Source organism: Streptomyces sp. NPDC079167, assembly GCF_040686735.1.
Classification (GTDB): domain Bacteria; phylum Actinomycetota; class Actinomycetes; order Streptomycetales; family Streptomycetaceae; genus Streptomyces.
Window position 1 is genome coordinate 95,352 of the sequence record NZ_JBFBLO010000021.1, and the last position, 15,425, is coordinate 110,776.

Below are 15,425 nucleotides of genomic sequence, written 5' to 3' on the forward strand. Positions count from 1 at the left end.
AGAAAGCCTTTCTCGGTTCGGAGGGGAACGACGCGACGGGCGCCGTTCCCGGACGGTCGATCAGATGTCAGTCTTCAAGTGCGGGGACATGAAGTCGGTGTTCGTACCCGCGGCCCGGAATCCCTCCTGGGCTGCCGCGCGCGCCTTCTCGTCGATACTGTCATCCATCAGGTCGTCACGGTTGTGCGCCTTCGCAGCGTTCTCCACGGCTGTCTCGGTGTACCCCGCGTTCTGGTCGAGGCCGCTCTCCCACTTCTCTCCCATGACGGCGCCCGCGTCGTCCTTGGCATGGCCCTCGGCGTCCTGGAAGAAGGCTTCAAGGACCATGCTGCTCGCCGTCGACGCCACGCCGCCGGCTACTGCGCCGCCGACCGGGCTCGCGATGAACGACGTACCGACGCCGATACCTGTGCCGATACCCCCGGAGATGGCGTTCTTCCACTGTCCCACGGACTGGTCGAACGCCTTGTCGGCTTCGTCGGCGGGCCCCGCGACCGCCTCCTGGCGGCCGATGGCCAGCGTGCCGGACACTTCGCCCGAGCCGTGGGCGATCTGCTCGATGGCGAACTGCGTGTCGTTCGAGTAACGCTCGTCGGCCGGCAGGTCCGGGTTCATGTGGTAGTCCATGAGGTTCGCCATGTATGCCTTGTTGGCCACCTCCACAGCCGCGTACCCCTCGGGGTTCTGGCCGACGGTCACCAACAGGGCATTTACGTCGCGGTGGTTGAGCGTGGCCGAGCTGCCGGCGACGGGGAACAGCTTGTTCGTGTCCTCGTCCTGGTCGTCAGTCATGGCCCGGTTGATGTCCGGCAGGTACTCCGAGGTGATCTGTCCGATGCTGTCAGACATGTAACTGTGCTTCGTGAGCCGTTCGTTGTCGTCCGCGACGGAGGACACGATGGACTCGAAGAGCTTGGTCTGTCCCTCGTTGTGGGCGGGAGTGTCCGCCGTCGGCAACTCGCCCGCCGGGTGCCCTGTCGTGGCAGCCTCCAGGGCGAGGGCGAGATTGTTGCGTCCGGTGTTGTCGTCCTCGTTCTTGAGGTTGGTCTCCTGCGGCCACTCCCGCTCCTCGAACAGGTATTGGAAGTTGGAGAGCGGGACCTTCCCGTTCTTGCCGTTGCCGTCCGTGTCGCGCTCGAAGGGGGAGTCCTCCTTGGAGACGAACCCCTCGTTGAAGAAGTCGGTCGCCGCGTCCGGGCTGTTGGACAAGCCCTTGAGGTAACCGGTCAGCGGGTCGTCGCCGCTGTCGTCACCGATCCGGTTGAGATACGGGTCCGGGCCCATGTGTTGCCATGCCATGTTGGCGTGCTCGCCGTTGCCGGTGAGCTCGCGCTCCTTCTCCATGAGCTTGGTGCCGTAGCTCTTGAGGAACTGGTCGTCGTAGTCGCCGGTCCGCATCAGGTTGCTCATGACCTGGAAGCCCATGGGACCACCGCCGTTCCGGCCGATGGGCTCGTCGCCGATCTTGATCATGTCGCCCTTCCAGCTCGTCATGCCGGCGGAGTCGCTCTGCGTGGCGGTGGCGAGCGTCAGACCGAGATTGCGCTGGAGGTCATCGAACTTGTCGAGCCGTTCGTGGCCCAGGCGCGGGTTCACGGCGGGGTCGTTGATGCCCTGCCAGAGCTCGAGGGTCTTCTTGGGGCCGAGCTCCGTGGCGAACCGTTCGGCGAACAGCGGGTCGTCCTTGTACTTCTCCAGACCATTGTTGATCTTGTCGAACTCGGCGGCGGTGAGGTCCTTGGGGTTCTTCGCCGCGATCTTGGCGAGGTCCTCCGCCGCTTGGACGGCCTCTGCCGCGGAGTCGCGGTCCTTGTAGTTGGCGTCCGAGAAGCCCATCTTGGCCTGATCAGCGATCGCGATCAGCACCTTGCTCGCGGAATTGTCGCTCTCCGAGGCCTTCTTGAGGATCCCCTGCACCTCGTCGCGCAGCGCGGTGACATCGCTCTGGCTGTGCTCCGGAACGGAGGTACCCTTCGCGGCCCGGTCCGGGTGGATGTTCATGGTGACGGTGAAACCGCCGTCACCGGTGCTGGTGACGGTCAGATTCTTCTTCTGCCCGCGAGTGATGGCGCCCTCAAGATCCTTTTTGTGCTGCCGCAGCTCGTCCCGGGTGTCGCTGAGGATCTTGTGAATGGTGTTGGCCTGCGTGTGGGCATCCTTGAACTCGCCGGCGGTCTTGCCGACGAACTCCTTGGTGACCTGGGCGTTCATGCCGGCCCAGTCGGCCTTGTTGGCGGCCGTGTGCAGCCCGTCCTTGGCCTGCCTCTCCAGCTCTACAAGGTGCCGTACGAGCAGGCCCCAGTCGGAGACGGCTTCGTCGAGCGTAGTGAAGTTGGCGAAGCGCAGCGCGTCGAGATCCATGGGTTGTCGTTTCTCCTGTACGTCTGTGGTCGCGCTGCTACTTCTTCGGCTCGTACGCCGGGTTCTTCTTGCCCGGCTCGCCGACCCGCTCGTCGAATCCGGCATCCAGGGTCTCGATGCTGCTCACCTGACGATGGATGTAATGCTCGTCACCGGCGTGCACCTTCTTGGTGACCTGCATGTGGTTGGAGATATGGGCGCACGCGTCCATGAGTGACTTCAGCTGCTCTTCCCACCGGGTCGACACGTGTTTGAGTCCGCCGCCCAACGCGAAGCCCTGACCGCTCAGGTCACCGGCGGCCTTGTCGCTGCTGGGGACGGCCACCCGGGCCTTGTTCCAGAGGTCGTCGTAGAGGCCGTGCGCCTGGCTGCCGATTTTGGTCAGATCGCTGTGGCCAACCTTGAGATCGCCCGTCTGCGAGGGCAGAGTCATGGAGCCGCCGCCCCCGGGGTCGAGCTGGTTCAACTGCATCCCGGTCGAATGCCTATCGGCGGCGTCCGCCTTCAGCTGCTCCCACTCGTCCCATGCCATGGCAATCCTTCCCCCGCCTACCTGTCCTGGACCGTCGCGCCCGGTGGACGTGTCGGCTTCAGGCCAAGCTAGCAACTCGCCAAGATGTTCACATGGGGAGGAGTTCGAATCCTTGAGCAGCGGTTGTGCGCATCTCGTGGAGGTCCAGGAGCCGCACGGTCTGAATGTCTTGTTGTATCCGTACTAATACCGGTTTATCTCTTCCAGGTCCCGGCGTAGCGGCCGACATACGCAGGAACGGCCGCCCCCGCGCCATGGGGGCGGCCGTTCCCTTTCGGGTTCTCCCGCGTGGAGGCCGTGACCGGATTCGAACCGGTGTAACTCGAGTTGCAGTCGAGCCCCTGAGCCTCTCGGGCACACGGCCGTGCGTTTCTTGATCTGCTGTCGACCGTACGGGCCCGCCGGGACCGGGCCAAGGGCTCCGGGAGGGCCGCAACACGACTGCCATACCGCGTTCACGTTCGCGGTCCGGTGACGTGGCGGTCGTACGACGAAGGGACCAGTCGGGTACCGCCCACCGACAGGGGTCACCGGGTGTGGTGGCCCTTACTCTGGAGCGCATGACTGCCCTGGATCCCAGTGACGCCGAGGTTACCGCCGCCATAGTCGAGACCTCCGAGCCGGTGGAGGTCGCCGAACCGGCGGAAGGTGTTCTCGGGCGGACCTACCGGGCACTCAGCATCGGCATCGTCTCCGTCGTCCTGCTCATCGCCTTCGAGGCGACCGCCGTGGGCACGGCGATGCCGGTCGCCGCCCGGGAGCTGCACGGCATCCCGCTCTACGCGTTCGCCTTCTCCGCGTACTTCACCACCAGCCTCTTCGCCATGGTGCTCTCCGGGCAGTGGGCCGACCGGCGCGGGCCCCTCGCCCCGCTCGCCACCGGGATCGGGGCATTCGGGGCCGGGCTGCTGCTCTCCGGGACCGCGGCGAACATGTGGACGTTCATCCTGGGACGCGCCGTCCAGGGCATCGGCGGCGGGCTCGTCATCGTGGCGCTGTACGTCGTGATCGGGCGGGCCTACCCGGAGCGGATCCGGCCGGGCATCATGGCGGGCTTCTCGGCGGCCTGGATCGTCCCGTCCGTCGTCGGCCCGCTCGCCTCGGGGACCGTGACCGAGCACCTGGGGTGGCGCTGGGTCTTCGTCGGCATCCCGGTCCTCATCCTCCTGCCGCTGGGCCTCGCGCTGCCCGCGATCCGGCGGATGGCGGGAGGGGCCACCGACGCGGAGGCAGCCGCGGAGCCCTTCGACCGGCGCCGCATCCGGCTCGCACTCGGGATCTCGGCGGGCGCCGGGCTGCTCCAGTACGCGGGGCAGGAGCTGCGGTGGGCCTCCCTCGTCCCGGCGCTGGCCGGTGCCGCGCTTCTCGTCCCCGCCGTGCGCGGGCTGCTGCCCCGGGGCACCGTACGGGCCGCGCGGGGGCTGCCCGCCGTGATCCTGCTGCGGGGGATATCTGCCGGCTCGTTCATCGTCGCGGAGTCCTTCGTCCCGCTGATGCTCGTGACCCAGCGCGGGCTCTCCCCGACGCTGGCGGGCCTCTCCCTGGCCGCCGGCGGCCTGACCTGGGCGCTCGGCTCGTACGTCCTGGCCCGGCCCCGGCTGGAGCCCCACCGGGGGCCGCTGATGGTGCTGGGCATGGTGCTCGTGACGCTGTCGATCCTCGCGGCACCCAGCGTGCTGATCGAGGCCGTGCCGGTGTGGACCCTGGCCGTCGTCTGGGGCGTCGGATGCTTCGGCATGGGCATGGTGATCGCGTCGACGAGCGTGCTGCTGCTGAAGCTGTCGGCCCCGCAGGAGGCGGGCGCCAACTCGGCCGCCCTCCAGATCTCGGACGGGCTGTCCAACGCGCTGCTGCTCGCCGCAGGCGGCGCCGCCTTCGCGGCGCTCGGTGGCGGCTCGGTGGGCGCGGCCGCGCACGGGGCCGTGGGGAGCGGTACGGCCACGGCGCACCCCGGGGCGTTCACGGTGGTGTTCCTGCCGATGGCGGCGGTGGCGCTGGTGGGGGTGTGGGTCGCGGGGCGAACGCAGCCGCGGTAGCGCCCGGATAGTACCAGTTTGGCCCCATGCAGTGGTACCGTTTTGGTATGGCTATGAACCTGCGCCTCCGCGACGACCAGACCGAGGCACTCAAGCAGCGGGCCGAGCAGGAAGGCACCAGCATGCACGCGATACTGCTCAAAGCTGTGGACGACTACCTCGCTCGGACAGCGCAGGAGGCGATCGTCCGTAAGACCGCCAAGGAGCAGGCTGCCAAGTGGGGCGAGCTAATGGACCGGCTCAAGTGACCTGCGTGTATCTCTCCTCCGAGGACATCCTTGTCATCGCCGGATATGCCTGCTCCGACATGCAGGTCGTCGTGCGGGACGTGGGACTCCTGGAGTCCGCAGCACACCGTCCGTCCGCCGCCATGTTCGGCGAGGAGGCGTATCCGGACGTGATCGACAAGGCCGCTGCGCTCCTCCAGTCCCTTGCGATCAACCGTCCGCTTTTCGACGGCAACAAGCGGACGGCATGGCTGTCCTGTGTCTCGTTCCTGGCGATGAACGGAGTGGACCTGCGCCCCGACATCGATGCGGCGGAGCGCCTGGTCATCGCGGTGGCGACCGGCGAGTTGGACGAGGTGAAGGTCATCGCCCGAGGGCTGCGGGAGCTGGTCGTCGTCGAGGTGTGAGAGCCGTCGCATTCTGCTCCGGGGCGGCGCCGTCCGGGGAAGGTTCCGTTCCCGCCGCCGGTAGGGTGGCCCGGTTGTCGTATCGCGTACGGGCCGGCTGCGGCCCCGTCGGACAGCGCCCCACGTACCCGAGAGACCCGAACCGGAGACCGTGACTACTACCGCCTCCCACCACCTCTCACCCGCCTTTCCCGGCCGCGCCCCCTGGGGTACGGCCGGCAAGCTGCGAGCCTGGCAGCAGGGTGCGATGGACAGGTACATCCAGGAACAGCCGCGCGACTTCCTCGCGGTCGCGACGCCCGGCGCCGGGAAGACCACCTTCGCGCTGACCCTCGCCTCATGGCTGCTTCACCACCACGTGGTGCAGCAGATCACCGTGGTGGCACCCACCGAGCACCTCAAGAAGCAGTGGGCGGAGGCTGCCGCCCGTATAGGCATCAAGCTCGACCCGGAGTACAGCGCCGGTCCCGTGAGCAAGGAGTACCACGGGGTCGCGATCACGTACGCCGGTGTCGGCGTGCGCCCCATGCTGCACCGCAACCGGTGCGAGCAGCGCAAGACGCTCGTGATCCTCGACGAGATCCACCACGCCGGGGACTCGAAGTCCTGGGGCGAGGCCTGCCAGGAGGCGTTCGACCCGGCCACGCGGCGGCTCGCGCTCACCGGTACGCCGTTCCGGTCCGACACCAACCCGATCCCCTTCGTCGCGTACGAGGAGGGCAACGACGGCATCCGCCGCTCCTCGGCCGACTACACCTACGGCTACGGCAACGCCCTCGCCGACGGTGTCGTCCGCCCCGTGATCTTCCTCAGCTACAGCGGCAACATGCGCTGGCGCACCAAGGCCGGTGACGAGATCGCCGCCCGGCTCGGCGAGCCGATGACCAAGGACGCCATCGGGCAGGCCTGGCGCACCGCGCTCGCGCCCACCGGCGAGTGGATTCCCAACGTGCTGTCCGCCGCCGACAAGCGGCTCACCGAGGTGCGCAAGGGGATTCCGGACGCCGGCGGGCTCGTCATCGCGACGGACCAGGAGTCGGCGCGCGCGTACGCCAAGATCCTGAAGAAGGTGACGGGCGAGTCCCCGACCGTGGTCCTCTCCGACGAGAAGGCGGCGTCGAAGAAGATCGACAGGTTCAGCCAGGACGAATCGCGCTGGATGGTCGCGGTGCGCATGGTGTCGGAGGGCGTCGACGTCCCGCGCCTCGCGGTCGGTGTGTACGCCACGACCATCTCGACGCCGCTCTTCTTCGCCCAGGCCGTAGGCCGTTTCGTACGCTCGCGGCGCCGTGGCGAGACGGCTTCGGTCTTCGTGCCGACCATTCCGATGCTCCTCGACTTCGCGAACGAGATGGAGGTCGAGCGGGACCACGTGCTCGACAAGCCCAAGAAGGGCAGCGACGAGGAGAACCCGTTCGCCGAGGAGGACCAGCTCCTCGCTGACGCGGAGAAGCTCGAGGACGAGGAGACCGAGGAGCAGCTGCCCTTCGAGGCACTGGAGTCCGACGCGGTCTTCGACCGGGTGCTGTACGACGGCGCGGAATTCGGCATGCAGGCGCACCCGGGCAGCGAGGAGGAGCAGGACTACCTGGGCATCCCCGGCCTCCTCGAACCCGACCAGGTACAACTGCTCCTCCAGAAGCGGCAGACCCGGCAGATCGCGCACAGCCGGCAGAAGCCGGCGGAGGAGGCGGACCTGCTGGAGAAGGCGGCCGAGAACCGCCCCGTGGTCACGCACAAGAAGCTGCTGGAACTGCGCAAGCAGCTCAACACGATGGTGTCGGCCTACACCCACCAGAGCGGCAAGCCGCACGGGGTGATCCACACCGAGCTGCGCAGGGTCTGCGGCGGCCCGCCCAGCGCTGAGGCGACGGCCGGGCAGATCCAGGACCGGATCAAGAAGGTCCAGGAGTGGGCCACCCGGATGCGGTGAGCTTTTCCTGGCGGCCCCGGTGCGTGGGTGGAGTGATCCGCGCGCACCGGGGCCTCGGCGTAATGCGGACCGATCCGCAGGCCGTTCGCGCAGAACCGTTCGCGCGGGGCGCGCGCCGTGCCCCGAGGGCGCGTGAGGGTGCCACACGCGCCCGTGGTGGGGAATATTTTCGGCACTTGTTTCACGGTGAGTTAACAATCGTTCACGGGTCATGTACGCAGCGTTGCCGCGGTGTCACCCGACTTGGACGCGCGTAGATGTTCGCGTTCCGGACGGTCCGCCGCTGACCGGCGGTTATGCCATGCGGCTCCGGAGGGAGACCGGATTCTGGACGAGGGCTTCCGCTGAGCGGACCCTCTCGCTAATGTCCCCGAAACATGAACGCCCCGTGGCAGTGTGGCCGCGGAGCGCAGCCGGTGCCATGGCCAGTCGGCGGCCTCTCGGTGCGTCGCCGTGGGACCGGCGTCGGCATCCCGGAGAGACAACCGCCCCGCTCACCACGAGGGAGAGGGCGTCGTGACCGCGGAGACTTCTCAGACGCTCGACCGGGGACTGCGTGTCCTCAAGCTGCTCGCCGATACCGACCACGGCCTGACCGTCACCGAGTTGTCGAACAAACTCGGCGTCAACCGCACCGTGGTCTACCGACTGCTCGCCACCCTGGAACAGCACGCGCTCGTACGGCGTGACCTGGGCGGCCGGGCCCGAGTGGGTCTGGGCGTGCTGCGCCTGGGCCGTCAGGTGCACCCGCTCGTCAGGGAGGCGGCACTGCCCGCGCTGCGCTCCCTGGCCGAGGACATAGGGGCCACCGCCCACCTCACGCTCGTCGACGGGTCGGACGCGCTGGCGGTCGCCGTCGTCGAGCCGACCTGGACCGACTACCACGTGGCCTACCGGGCCGGGTTCCGGCACGCCCTGGACAGGGGCGCCGCCGGCCGGGCGATCCTCACCGCCCGGCAGAAGACGGTCGACCACCCGGGCTACACCCTCACCCAGGGCGAGCTCGAAGCCGGTGCCTGCGGGGCGGCCGCGCCGCTGGTCGGGGTCTCCGGTGTGGAGGGCAGCGTGGGTGTGGTCATGCTCGCGGACGCCGTACCGGAACGGGTCGGGCCGAGAGTCCTCGACGCGGCCCGTGAGGTCGCCGACGCGCTGCGTTAGGACGAGCGGACGCCCCGGCCCCACCGCGCCGGGGCGGTCGGAGCCGTAGGCGCGCGGCGGATAGATTGGGCGGGTGGCCATTCGTCTCTCCCGCCCCCGCCTCCTCGCCCTCTGCGCGCTGCCCGTCCTCGCACTGTTCGGTACGGCGGCCTTCGCGCCGCTGCCGTTCACCGTGGCACAGCCCGGCACCACCGCGGACGTCCTCGGGGACGACAAGGGGACACCGGTCATCACGGTCAAGGGCGCGCCGACGCACCCCACCGACGGCAAGCTGCTGATGACGACGATCCTCGCGACGTCGCCGACGGCCGACATCGGCGTCGGTGACGTGGTGGACAGCTGGTTCAGGACGGACCGGGCGGTCATGCCCCGGGACTCCGTCTACCCGACCGGCGACTCCGAGAAGGAGATCGAGCAGCACAACCTCCAGGACATGGCGGAGTCGCAGAACGTCGCGGTCGACGCGGCCCTGAACTACCTGGACATGAAGCCCGGTTCGGTGGACATCACCCTGCACCTCGCCGATGTCGGCGGGCCGAGCGCGGGCCTGTTCTTCTCCCTCGGCATCATCGACAAGCTCTCGGACAACGGCGCCGGAGGCAATCTGACCGGCGGCCGCACCGTCGCCGGCACGGGGACGATCGAGGCCGACGGCGCGGTCGGCGCCGTCGGCGGAGTGAGCCTCAAGACGCAGGCCGCCCGGCGGGACGGCGCGACCGTCTTCCTGGTGCCGAAGGCCGAGTGCAAGCAGGCGAAGGCCGAGCGGCCCGAAGGTCTGCGGCTGATCCCCGTCACGACGCTGAAGAGTGCGGTGTCCTCGCTACGGGCCCTGGACCAGGGGGGCAAGGTACCGGGCTGCTGACCTTCGGCTCCGGGCCCTCCATGGTCCGCCACGCGGGAAAGACCAGCGGGCTCAGCGTCGCCAGGAAGTAGACCCCTCCCATCGCCAGCAGCGCCCCCGTCGCGCCCATCCCCTCGACCAGCAGCCCCGCCACCAGCCCGCCCACCGGCATGGCGAGCTCGCAGCCCGCGGTGAGGGCCCCCGCGACCCTGCTGCGCAGCTCCTCCGGCACGCGTTCGTACGTCATCGTCGTCAGGATCGGGTTGAGCATGCCGCCCGCGATCCCGCTCAGCGTCATCGTGACCGCGAGCGGCAGGGTGGTCCCGGTCAGCGCGGCGACCAGGAAGCGGGGAGCGCCGCACAGCACCACGCAGACCGAGAACACCGTCCGCCGCGAGAAGCGGTGCCCCACCGCCCCGTACAGCAGGGCGCCCGTCAGCCCGCCGGCGCCGAACAGCGCGGTGAGCAGCCCCAGATGGGTCGCCCCGCCCAGCTCACCTTCGGCGTGCACCGGCAGCAGGACGGCGTTCCAGCCCTGATCGGTGCCGTTCATGAACATGACCATCACCACGACGGCCAGCAGCAGCCGGTTGCCCAGCAGATAGGCGTAGCCCTCCCGCAGCTCGGCGCTGTAGGTGCGGAGTGACACGGGGGCCGCTGCCCTGCTCGGCTCCGCCGAGCGGATGCCCCGTACGCCTGCCGCGACCAGCAGTGCGGACAGCGCGAACGTGGCAGCGTCCAGCAGGAGCACGGTCTCGGCGCCGGCGAAGGCGATCAGCACGCCGGCCAGTGCGGCGCCCACCATACGGGCGCCGCGCGAGACCGCGTCGAAGAGGCTGGCGGCGCGGGCGAGTGTGGTGCCCGCGTGCTCGGCGAGGTCGGGGACCAGGACGTAGCGGGCGGTGTTGCCCGGCGTGTGGGCCAGACCGTTCAGTGCCATCAGCGCGCACAGCATCCAGAAGTGGAGCGCGCCCGCGTGGTGCAGCAGTGGGATGGCGGCGACGGCAGAGCCGCAGACCGTGTCGGAGGCGACCGAGACCCTGCGCCGGCCGATCCGGTCGATGACGGGGCCGCCGATCAGGGCGGCGACGACGATCGGGAGGGTCGCGCAGAAGGCGACGACACCGGCCCGGCCTGCGCTCCCCGTGGTCTCCAGGACGAACCACGGTACGCCGATGAGGGTGAGCGAAGTGCCCGCGGTGGATATCGAGTTGGCCGCCAGGACGGCGGCGAGCGGTGTGCGGTCCCGTGTCCGGTTCCCCCCGTCCACCCGTCAGGCCGTTCGTACGGCGCGTGCCGGGGGAGGCGGGCTCTGGGCCAGCCGGAGACCCAGCTCGACCAGCGTCCAGCCCATCCGGTGACGCAGTCCGGGGCGTACGGGGGTGAACTCGGCCGCTTCATGGCGGAGTTCGGCGGCACGGTAGGTGTGGAGCAGCAGGTGGATGTCGCTGTGCATGACGGGGATCCCCTCAGTCGGTGGGACGCGGGAACATGTGCAGGTGGGTGCGGACCACGGCCGATCCCTCGGTGTCCTCGGGGACGCGGTCCTGGTAGCTGTGGACGAGCTCGTGCATCTTCTCCGCGAGCTCCTGCGAGAGCTCCGGGGTGAGGCGCAGCTTGAAGTCGCTGAGCTCCCAGGCCCGGCGCCACTCCCCGGACCATTCGTGCATCGTCCCCAGCCAGGTGTTCAGCTCCTGGCCGTGCGTGGTGGCGATCTCGTGGAGCACGACCCCGACGGCGCCACGCACCTCGGCGTCCGGGTGCTCCAGGAAGCTGCTGGTGCTGAAGGTGTTGCCCATGTGGACGGCCTTCCACCACCGCTCGCGCCCCTTGCCGCGCTCCGGGTCGTCCTCGACGAAGCCGTACGTCGCGAGCTGGCGCAGGTGGTAGCTGGTGGCCCCGCTGGACTCGCCGAGCCGGTCGGCGAGTCCGGAGGCGGTCGCGGGGCCGAACTCCCGCAGGGTGTTCAGCAGCCGGATCCGCAGCGGATGGGCGAGACCGCGAAGGGTGCGGGTGTCGACGTGGTGGATCTTCGGGTCGTCGGCGTACGGCGACGGCCGGCGCTCGGGCTCGTTCGGTGGCATGCCACGACCATAGAGTTGCAAAGGCTGCTTTGCAACACGTTTTTTGCAACGACTTCTTTGGAAGTCCGTGTTCTGTCAGGGCCCGACCCGTCCCGGCCTTTCGCCCTCCGCTCAGCCCTCCTTGATGAATCCTTCCTTCACGAGCCAGTCCTTCGCGACCTCGTGCGGGTCCTGGCCGTCCACGTCCACCTTGGAGTTCAGCTCCTGTGCGAGCGGCGTCGTCAGCTTCTTGGTGACCGGCGCCAGCAGTCTGGCGATCTCGGGGTACTTGTCGAGGGTCGCCGTGTGAATGGCGGGGGCGGCGTTGTAGTTGGGGAAGAACTGCTTGTCGTCCTCCAGGACGTCCAGGTTCATCGCCTTGATCCGGCCGTCGGTGGTGTACACCTCGCCGAGCAGGCAGGAGTCGGACTCCGACACCTGCGTGTAGATGATCCCGGCGTCCATCTTCTGGATGTTCGACGCCGGAAGCCTCATCCCGTACTTCTTCTGCATGCCGGGGAGTCCGTCGTCGCGCGAGGCGAACTCGTTCTCCACGCAGACGGTCACGGCCTTCGGGTCCTTCTTGGCCAGCGCCGCCACGTCCGACAGCGTCTTCAGGTGGTACTTGGCGTTGTTCTTCTTGCTGATGGCCAGGGCGTAGGTGTTGTCGAGCGTGGACGGCGGCAGCCAGGTCACCCCGTTGCCCTTGTCCTCGTCGCGGACCACCTCGTACTGCTTCTGCGGGTCGACGACCGGCTCGGCATGGCCCAGATAGGTGATCCACGCCGTGCCCGTGTAGTCGTACAGGGCGTCGGCCTCACCCTTGACGACCGCCTCGCGCGCACTGATCGACCCCGGCAGGTTCGTGCGGTCCAGGACCTCGGCGCCCGCCGCCTTGAAGAGCAGGCCCATGATGTGCCCGAGGATGATGTTCTCGCTGAAGTTCTTCGAGGTCACCGTCAGCGACGCGCCCTGGAGGGGCTGCCCCTGCCCGACCGACCCCGGTTCCACCTCGTCCACCAGCGGTGACCCGCTCTTCAGCCCGCACCCCGTGAGCAGGAGGGCGAGCGCGGCCGCCGATGCCAGGCCCGTACGTACCCTCACGCTTCCTCCAGTCCGCGCGGCGTCAGCCACAGTTCGACCAGCGATGCCAGCCAGTCCACCAGCAGTGCGAGCACGACCGTCAGTACGGAACCGAGTACCAGCACGGGCATGCGCTGCGTCTGGATGCCCGAGGTGATCAGGTCACCCAGCCCGCCGCCGCCCCCGAAGGTGGCCAGCGTCGCCGTGCCCACGTTGAGCACCAGGGCGGTGCGTACGCCCGCCAGGATCAGGGGGACGGCGAGAGGCAGTTCGACCCGGGTGAGCGTGCCCGTCGCCGACATCCCGATGCCCCGGGAGGCCTCCACGAGGGTCGGCTCGATCTGGTTCAGACCCGCCACCGTGTTGGAGAGCACCGGCAGGACCGCGTAGATCACCATGCCGGTGATGGCCGTCGACGGTCCGATGCCCAGCCAGATCACCAGCAGGGCCAGCAGTCCGATCGCGGGCGTCGCCTGACCGATGTTGGCCAGGGCCGTGACCCAGGGGGCGGCCTTCTTGAGACCGCGCCGGGTCAGCGCGATACCGATCGGGATGGCGATGACCAGCACCCAGAAGGTGGAGATCGCGGTCAGCCTGACGTGCTGCCACCAGCGCACCTGCACGGTGTCGCCGGCCAGTGAGTTCTCCGCGACGGAGTCGAGGTCGACGTTGGTGATCCACAGATACGTCACGACCAGGACGACGGCGCACACGGCCGGGACCAGCACGAGCTTCTTCCAGGTGATGCGGCGCGCCTGGCCGGGCGGCGGCGGGGCGGGCTCGCTCTCCTCGTCGCGGAAGGCGTGACCGTTCACGTCGTGCTCGCCGGGTGGCCGCGCGTCCTTCGGGGATGCTTGACGGCTGGGAGTCATAGCCCGCTGCCACCGCCTTCGAGCTCCTGCTCCGTCTGATGGGACCGGGACTCCTCCAGGTCGTGCCGGTGCTCCATCGCGGCGAGCCGGTCGGCCTCCAGAAGCTCCTGTACGGAGTTCAGCAGCGTGTGCATGTCGACGACGCCGATGAACTCGCCGCGCCGCCCCGTCACCGCGACCCGCCCGCCGCTGTCGGTCAGCACCGCCTCCAGCGCGTCGTGGAGCGTCGCGTCACGGGTCACCGTGTCGTGCACCAGCTGCCCGGCCCTGGCGAGCGAGCCCTTGGCCCGCATCAGGTCACCGCGCCGCAGCCATTTGTACGGACGGTTGCGGCGGTCCAGCATCAGCAGCTCGTTGTGCTGGCCGTCCCGCAGCTTGTTGAAGATCGACTGGAGCGGGTCCTCCACGGTCACCGTCGGGAAGTCGGCGATCCCGACGTCCCGTACGCGGGTGAGGTTGAGCCGTTTCAGGGCCGCGCCCGCCCCCACGAAGCCGGAGACGAAGTCGTCCGTCGGGTTGGTGAGGATGGCCTCCGGGGTGTCGAACTGCGCGATGTGCGAACGCTCCCGCAGCACCGCGATCCGGTCGCCCAGCTTGATGGCCTCGTCGAAGTCGTGGGTGACGAACACGATCGTCTTGTGCAGCTCGTGCTGGAGCCGGATCAGCTCGTCCTGGAGGTGGTCGCGGGTGATCGGGTCGACCGCCCCGAACGGCTCGTCCATCAGCAGCACCGGCGGGTCGGCGGCCAGCGCCCGGGCCACCCCCACGCGCTGCTGCTGGCCGCCGGAGAGCTGACGCGGGTACCGCCCGTGGAACTCCCGGGGGTCGAGACCGACCAGGTCGAGCATCTCCTCGACCCGGTCCTTCACCCCGGACTTCGACCAGCCCGTCATCTTCGGCACGAGGGCGATGTTCTCCGCGACCGTCATGTGCGGGAAGAGACCGGAGGACTGGATGGCGTAACCGATCTTGCGGCGCAGCTTCACCGGGTCCATGTCGGTGACGTCCTCGTCGTTGATCCTGATCCGCCCGGACGTCGGCTCGATCAGACGGTTGATCATCTTCAGAGTGGTGGACTTCCCGCAGCCCGAGGGGCCCACGAGGATCACGGTCTCACCGGCCTTGATGTCCATGGACACGTTGTCCACGGCCGGGTTGGGGTTCCCGGGATAGGACTTGCTGAGGTTCTCCAGCTGGATCGTCGCGCCCGAGGTGGCCGGACGGGGCGGGGCCGACTCCGTCGACCCGGTGGCTGTCTCAGGCACGGATCCCCCTAGGGATGGTGAGCCGCCCGAGCAGTACGTACGCGGCGTCGAAGAGCAGGGCGAGAATGACGATGCCGACCGTGCCGGCGAGAACCTGGTTGATGGCGTTGGCGCTTCCGAGTGAGGCGAGTCCGCGGAAGATCTCGTTGCCGAGACCGGGACCCGAGGCGTACGCGGCGATGGCGGCGATGCCCATCAGCATCTGGGTGGCGACCCGGATGCCGGTGAGGATGGGCGGCCACGCGAGCGGCAGTTCCACCTTGAGCAGCCGCCGCGTGCGGGACATCCCGATGCCCTTCGCCGCGTCGACGAGGGAGGGATCGACCCCGCGCAGCCCGACGATGCAGTTACGGACGATGGGCAGCAGCCCGTACAGGGTCAGGATGATCACGGTGGGCGGGACCCCCAGGCCGACCAGCGGGATCAGCAGGCCGATCGCCGCGAGTGACGGGATGGTGAGGACCGCCGAGGTGGAGGTGACCGCCAGGGCACCGCCCCAGCCGCTGCGGTAACTGACCACACCGATCAGGACGCCGAGGACGGTGGCGATGACCATGCACTGGAAGACGGCGCTGACGTGCTGGAACGCGTCCGTGAGCAGTTGCTGGTGCCGTGTGCCCACATACTCCCAGAAGTTCACATGTTGC

At 68.9% G+C, this 15,425-nt stretch carries 15 protein-coding genes and 1 tRNA gene; 6 read left to right on the forward strand and 10 right to left on the reverse strand.

Features of this window, described 5'->3' with window-relative positions; genetic code table 11:
- Nucleotides 1-60: 60 nt before the first annotated feature.
- The 3 genes from AB0P41_RS31445 to AB0P41_RS31455 all read right to left on the reverse strand — a co-directional run bounded on the left by AB0P41_RS31445 (nucleotide 61) and on the right by AB0P41_RS31455 (nucleotide 3,257).
- Nucleotides 61-2,361, reverse strand: a complete 2,301-nt coding sequence (locus AB0P41_RS31445) for a hypothetical protein (protein ID WP_356708638.1) — start codon at nucleotides 2,359-2,361, stop codon at nucleotides 61-63.
- 37 nt (nucleotides 2,362-2,398) lie between these two features.
- Nucleotides 2,399-2,893 (reverse strand): hypothetical protein, encoded by a 495-nt coding sequence (locus AB0P41_RS31450; RefSeq protein ID WP_365935539.1) that lies wholly within the window; start codon nucleotides 2,891-2,893, stop codon nucleotides 2,399-2,401.
- A 289-nt stretch (nucleotides 2,894-3,182) separates the two neighbouring features.
- Nucleotides 3,183-3,257: transfer RNA gene (locus tag AB0P41_RS31455), tRNA-Cys, on the reverse strand.
- A gap of 196 nt (nucleotides 3,258-3,453) precedes the next feature.
- Between AB0P41_RS31455 and AB0P41_RS31460 the strand changes: the two genes are divergently transcribed.
- The 6 genes from AB0P41_RS31460 to AB0P41_RS31485 all read left to right on the forward strand — a co-directional run bounded on the left by AB0P41_RS31460 (nucleotide 3,454) and on the right by AB0P41_RS31485 (nucleotide 9,516).
- On the forward strand, nucleotides 3,454-4,929 hold the full coding sequence (locus AB0P41_RS31460) for an MFS transporter (RefSeq protein ID WP_365935540.1): 1,476 nt from the start codon (nucleotides 3,454-3,456) through the stop codon (nucleotides 4,927-4,929).
- 47 nt (nucleotides 4,930-4,976) lie between these two features.
- On the forward strand, nucleotides 4,977-5,177 hold the full coding sequence (locus tag AB0P41_RS31465; protein WP_129263580.1) for a ribbon-helix-helix protein, CopG family: 201 nt from the start codon (nucleotides 4,977-4,979) through the stop codon (nucleotides 5,175-5,177).
- Nucleotides 5,174-5,563, forward strand: coding sequence for a Fic family protein (locus tag AB0P41_RS31470; RefSeq protein WP_365935543.1), 390 nt, complete (start codon nucleotides 5,174-5,176; stop codon nucleotides 5,561-5,563). Before AB0P41_RS31465 ends, AB0P41_RS31470 begins: the two co-directional genes overlap by 4 nt.
- Nucleotides 5,564-5,714: 151 nt before the next feature.
- Complete coding sequence (locus AB0P41_RS31475; protein WP_356708628.1) at nucleotides 5,715-7,496, forward strand: DEAD/DEAH box helicase; 1,782 nt, start codon at nucleotides 5,715-5,717, stop codon at nucleotides 7,494-7,496.
- A 516-nt stretch (nucleotides 7,497-8,012) separates the two neighbouring features.
- Nucleotides 8,013-8,654, forward strand: a complete 642-nt coding sequence (locus AB0P41_RS31480; protein WP_104786256.1) for a helix-turn-helix domain-containing protein — start codon at nucleotides 8,013-8,015, stop codon at nucleotides 8,652-8,654.
- 73 nt (nucleotides 8,655-8,727) lie between these two features.
- On the forward strand, nucleotides 8,728-9,516 hold the full coding sequence (locus tag AB0P41_RS31485; protein ID WP_365935545.1) for a S16 family serine protease: 789 nt from the start codon (nucleotides 8,728-8,730) through the stop codon (nucleotides 9,514-9,516).
- Here AB0P41_RS31485 and AB0P41_RS31490 read toward each other — a convergent pair.
- The 7 genes from AB0P41_RS31490 to AB0P41_RS31520 all read right to left on the reverse strand — a co-directional run bounded on the left by AB0P41_RS31490 (nucleotide 9,446) and on the right by AB0P41_RS31520 (nucleotide 15,418).
- Nucleotides 9,446-10,765, reverse strand: coding sequence for an MFS transporter (locus AB0P41_RS31490; RefSeq protein WP_365935547.1), 1,320 nt, complete (start codon nucleotides 10,763-10,765; stop codon nucleotides 9,446-9,448). The genes AB0P41_RS31485 and AB0P41_RS31490 overlap by 71 nt on opposite strands.
- A gap of 3 nt (nucleotides 10,766-10,768) precedes the next feature.
- Entirely contained in the window at nucleotides 10,769-10,951 is a 183-nt protein-coding gene (locus AB0P41_RS31495; protein WP_356708622.1) for a hypothetical protein, read from the reverse strand.
- Nucleotides 10,952-10,964: 13 nt separating this feature from the next.
- On the reverse strand, nucleotides 10,965-11,579 hold the full coding sequence (locus tag AB0P41_RS31500) for a winged helix-turn-helix domain-containing protein (RefSeq protein WP_356708620.1): 615 nt from the start codon (nucleotides 11,577-11,579) through the stop codon (nucleotides 10,965-10,967).
- A gap of 111 nt (nucleotides 11,580-11,690) precedes the next feature.
- Nucleotides 11,691-12,662 (reverse strand): glycine betaine ABC transporter substrate-binding protein, encoded by a 972-nt coding sequence (locus AB0P41_RS31505; RefSeq protein WP_365935549.1) that lies wholly within the window; start codon nucleotides 12,660-12,662, stop codon nucleotides 11,691-11,693.
- Nucleotides 12,659-13,513 (reverse strand): ABC transporter permease, encoded by an 855-nt coding sequence (locus AB0P41_RS31510; protein WP_356708616.1) that lies wholly within the window; start codon nucleotides 13,511-13,513, stop codon nucleotides 12,659-12,661. The genes AB0P41_RS31505 and AB0P41_RS31510 overlap by 4 nt, the downstream gene beginning before the upstream one ends.
- Nucleotides 13,510-14,778 carry a betaine/proline/choline family ABC transporter ATP-binding protein gene (locus AB0P41_RS31515; protein ID WP_356708614.1) on the reverse strand — a complete coding sequence of 423 codons (1,269 nt, stop codon included), beginning with the start codon at nucleotides 14,776-14,778 and terminating at the stop codon, nucleotides 13,510-13,512. Before AB0P41_RS31515 ends, AB0P41_RS31510 begins: the two co-directional genes overlap by 4 nt.
- Nucleotides 14,771-15,418: an ABC transporter permease gene (locus AB0P41_RS31520; RefSeq protein WP_356708612.1), complete on the reverse strand. Its 648-nt coding sequence runs from the start codon at nucleotides 15,416-15,418 to the stop codon at nucleotides 14,771-14,773. Before AB0P41_RS31520 ends, AB0P41_RS31515 begins: the two co-directional genes overlap by 8 nt.
- Between the last annotated feature and the right edge of the window lie 7 nt (nucleotides 15,419-15,425).

Coding starts and splice junctions, on each gene's coding strand:
- AB0P41_RS31445 (WP_356708638.1), bottom strand. CDS start 2,361: ATGGATCTCGACGCGCTGCGCTTCGCCAACTTCACTACGCTCGACGAA.
- AB0P41_RS31450 (WP_365935539.1), bottom strand. CDS start 2,893: ATGGCATGGGACGAGTGGGAGCAGCTGAAGGCGGACGCCGCCGATAGG.
- AB0P41_RS31460 (WP_365935540.1), top strand. CDS start 3,454: ATGACTGCCCTGGATCCCAGTGACGCCGAGGTTACCGCCGCCATAGTC.
- AB0P41_RS31465 (WP_129263580.1), top strand. CDS start 4,977: ATGGCTATGAACCTGCGCCTCCGCGACGACCAGACCGAGGCACTCAAG.
- AB0P41_RS31495 (WP_356708622.1), bottom strand. CDS start 10,951: ATGCACAGCGACATCCACCTGCTGCTCCACACCTACCGTGCCGCCGAA.
- AB0P41_RS31500 (WP_356708620.1), bottom strand. CDS start 11,579: ATGCCACCGAACGAGCCCGAGCGCCGGCCGTCGCCGTACGCCGACGAC.
- AB0P41_RS31510 (WP_356708616.1), bottom strand. CDS start 13,513: ATGACTCCCAGCCGTCAAGCATCCCCGAAGGACGCGCGGCCACCCGGC.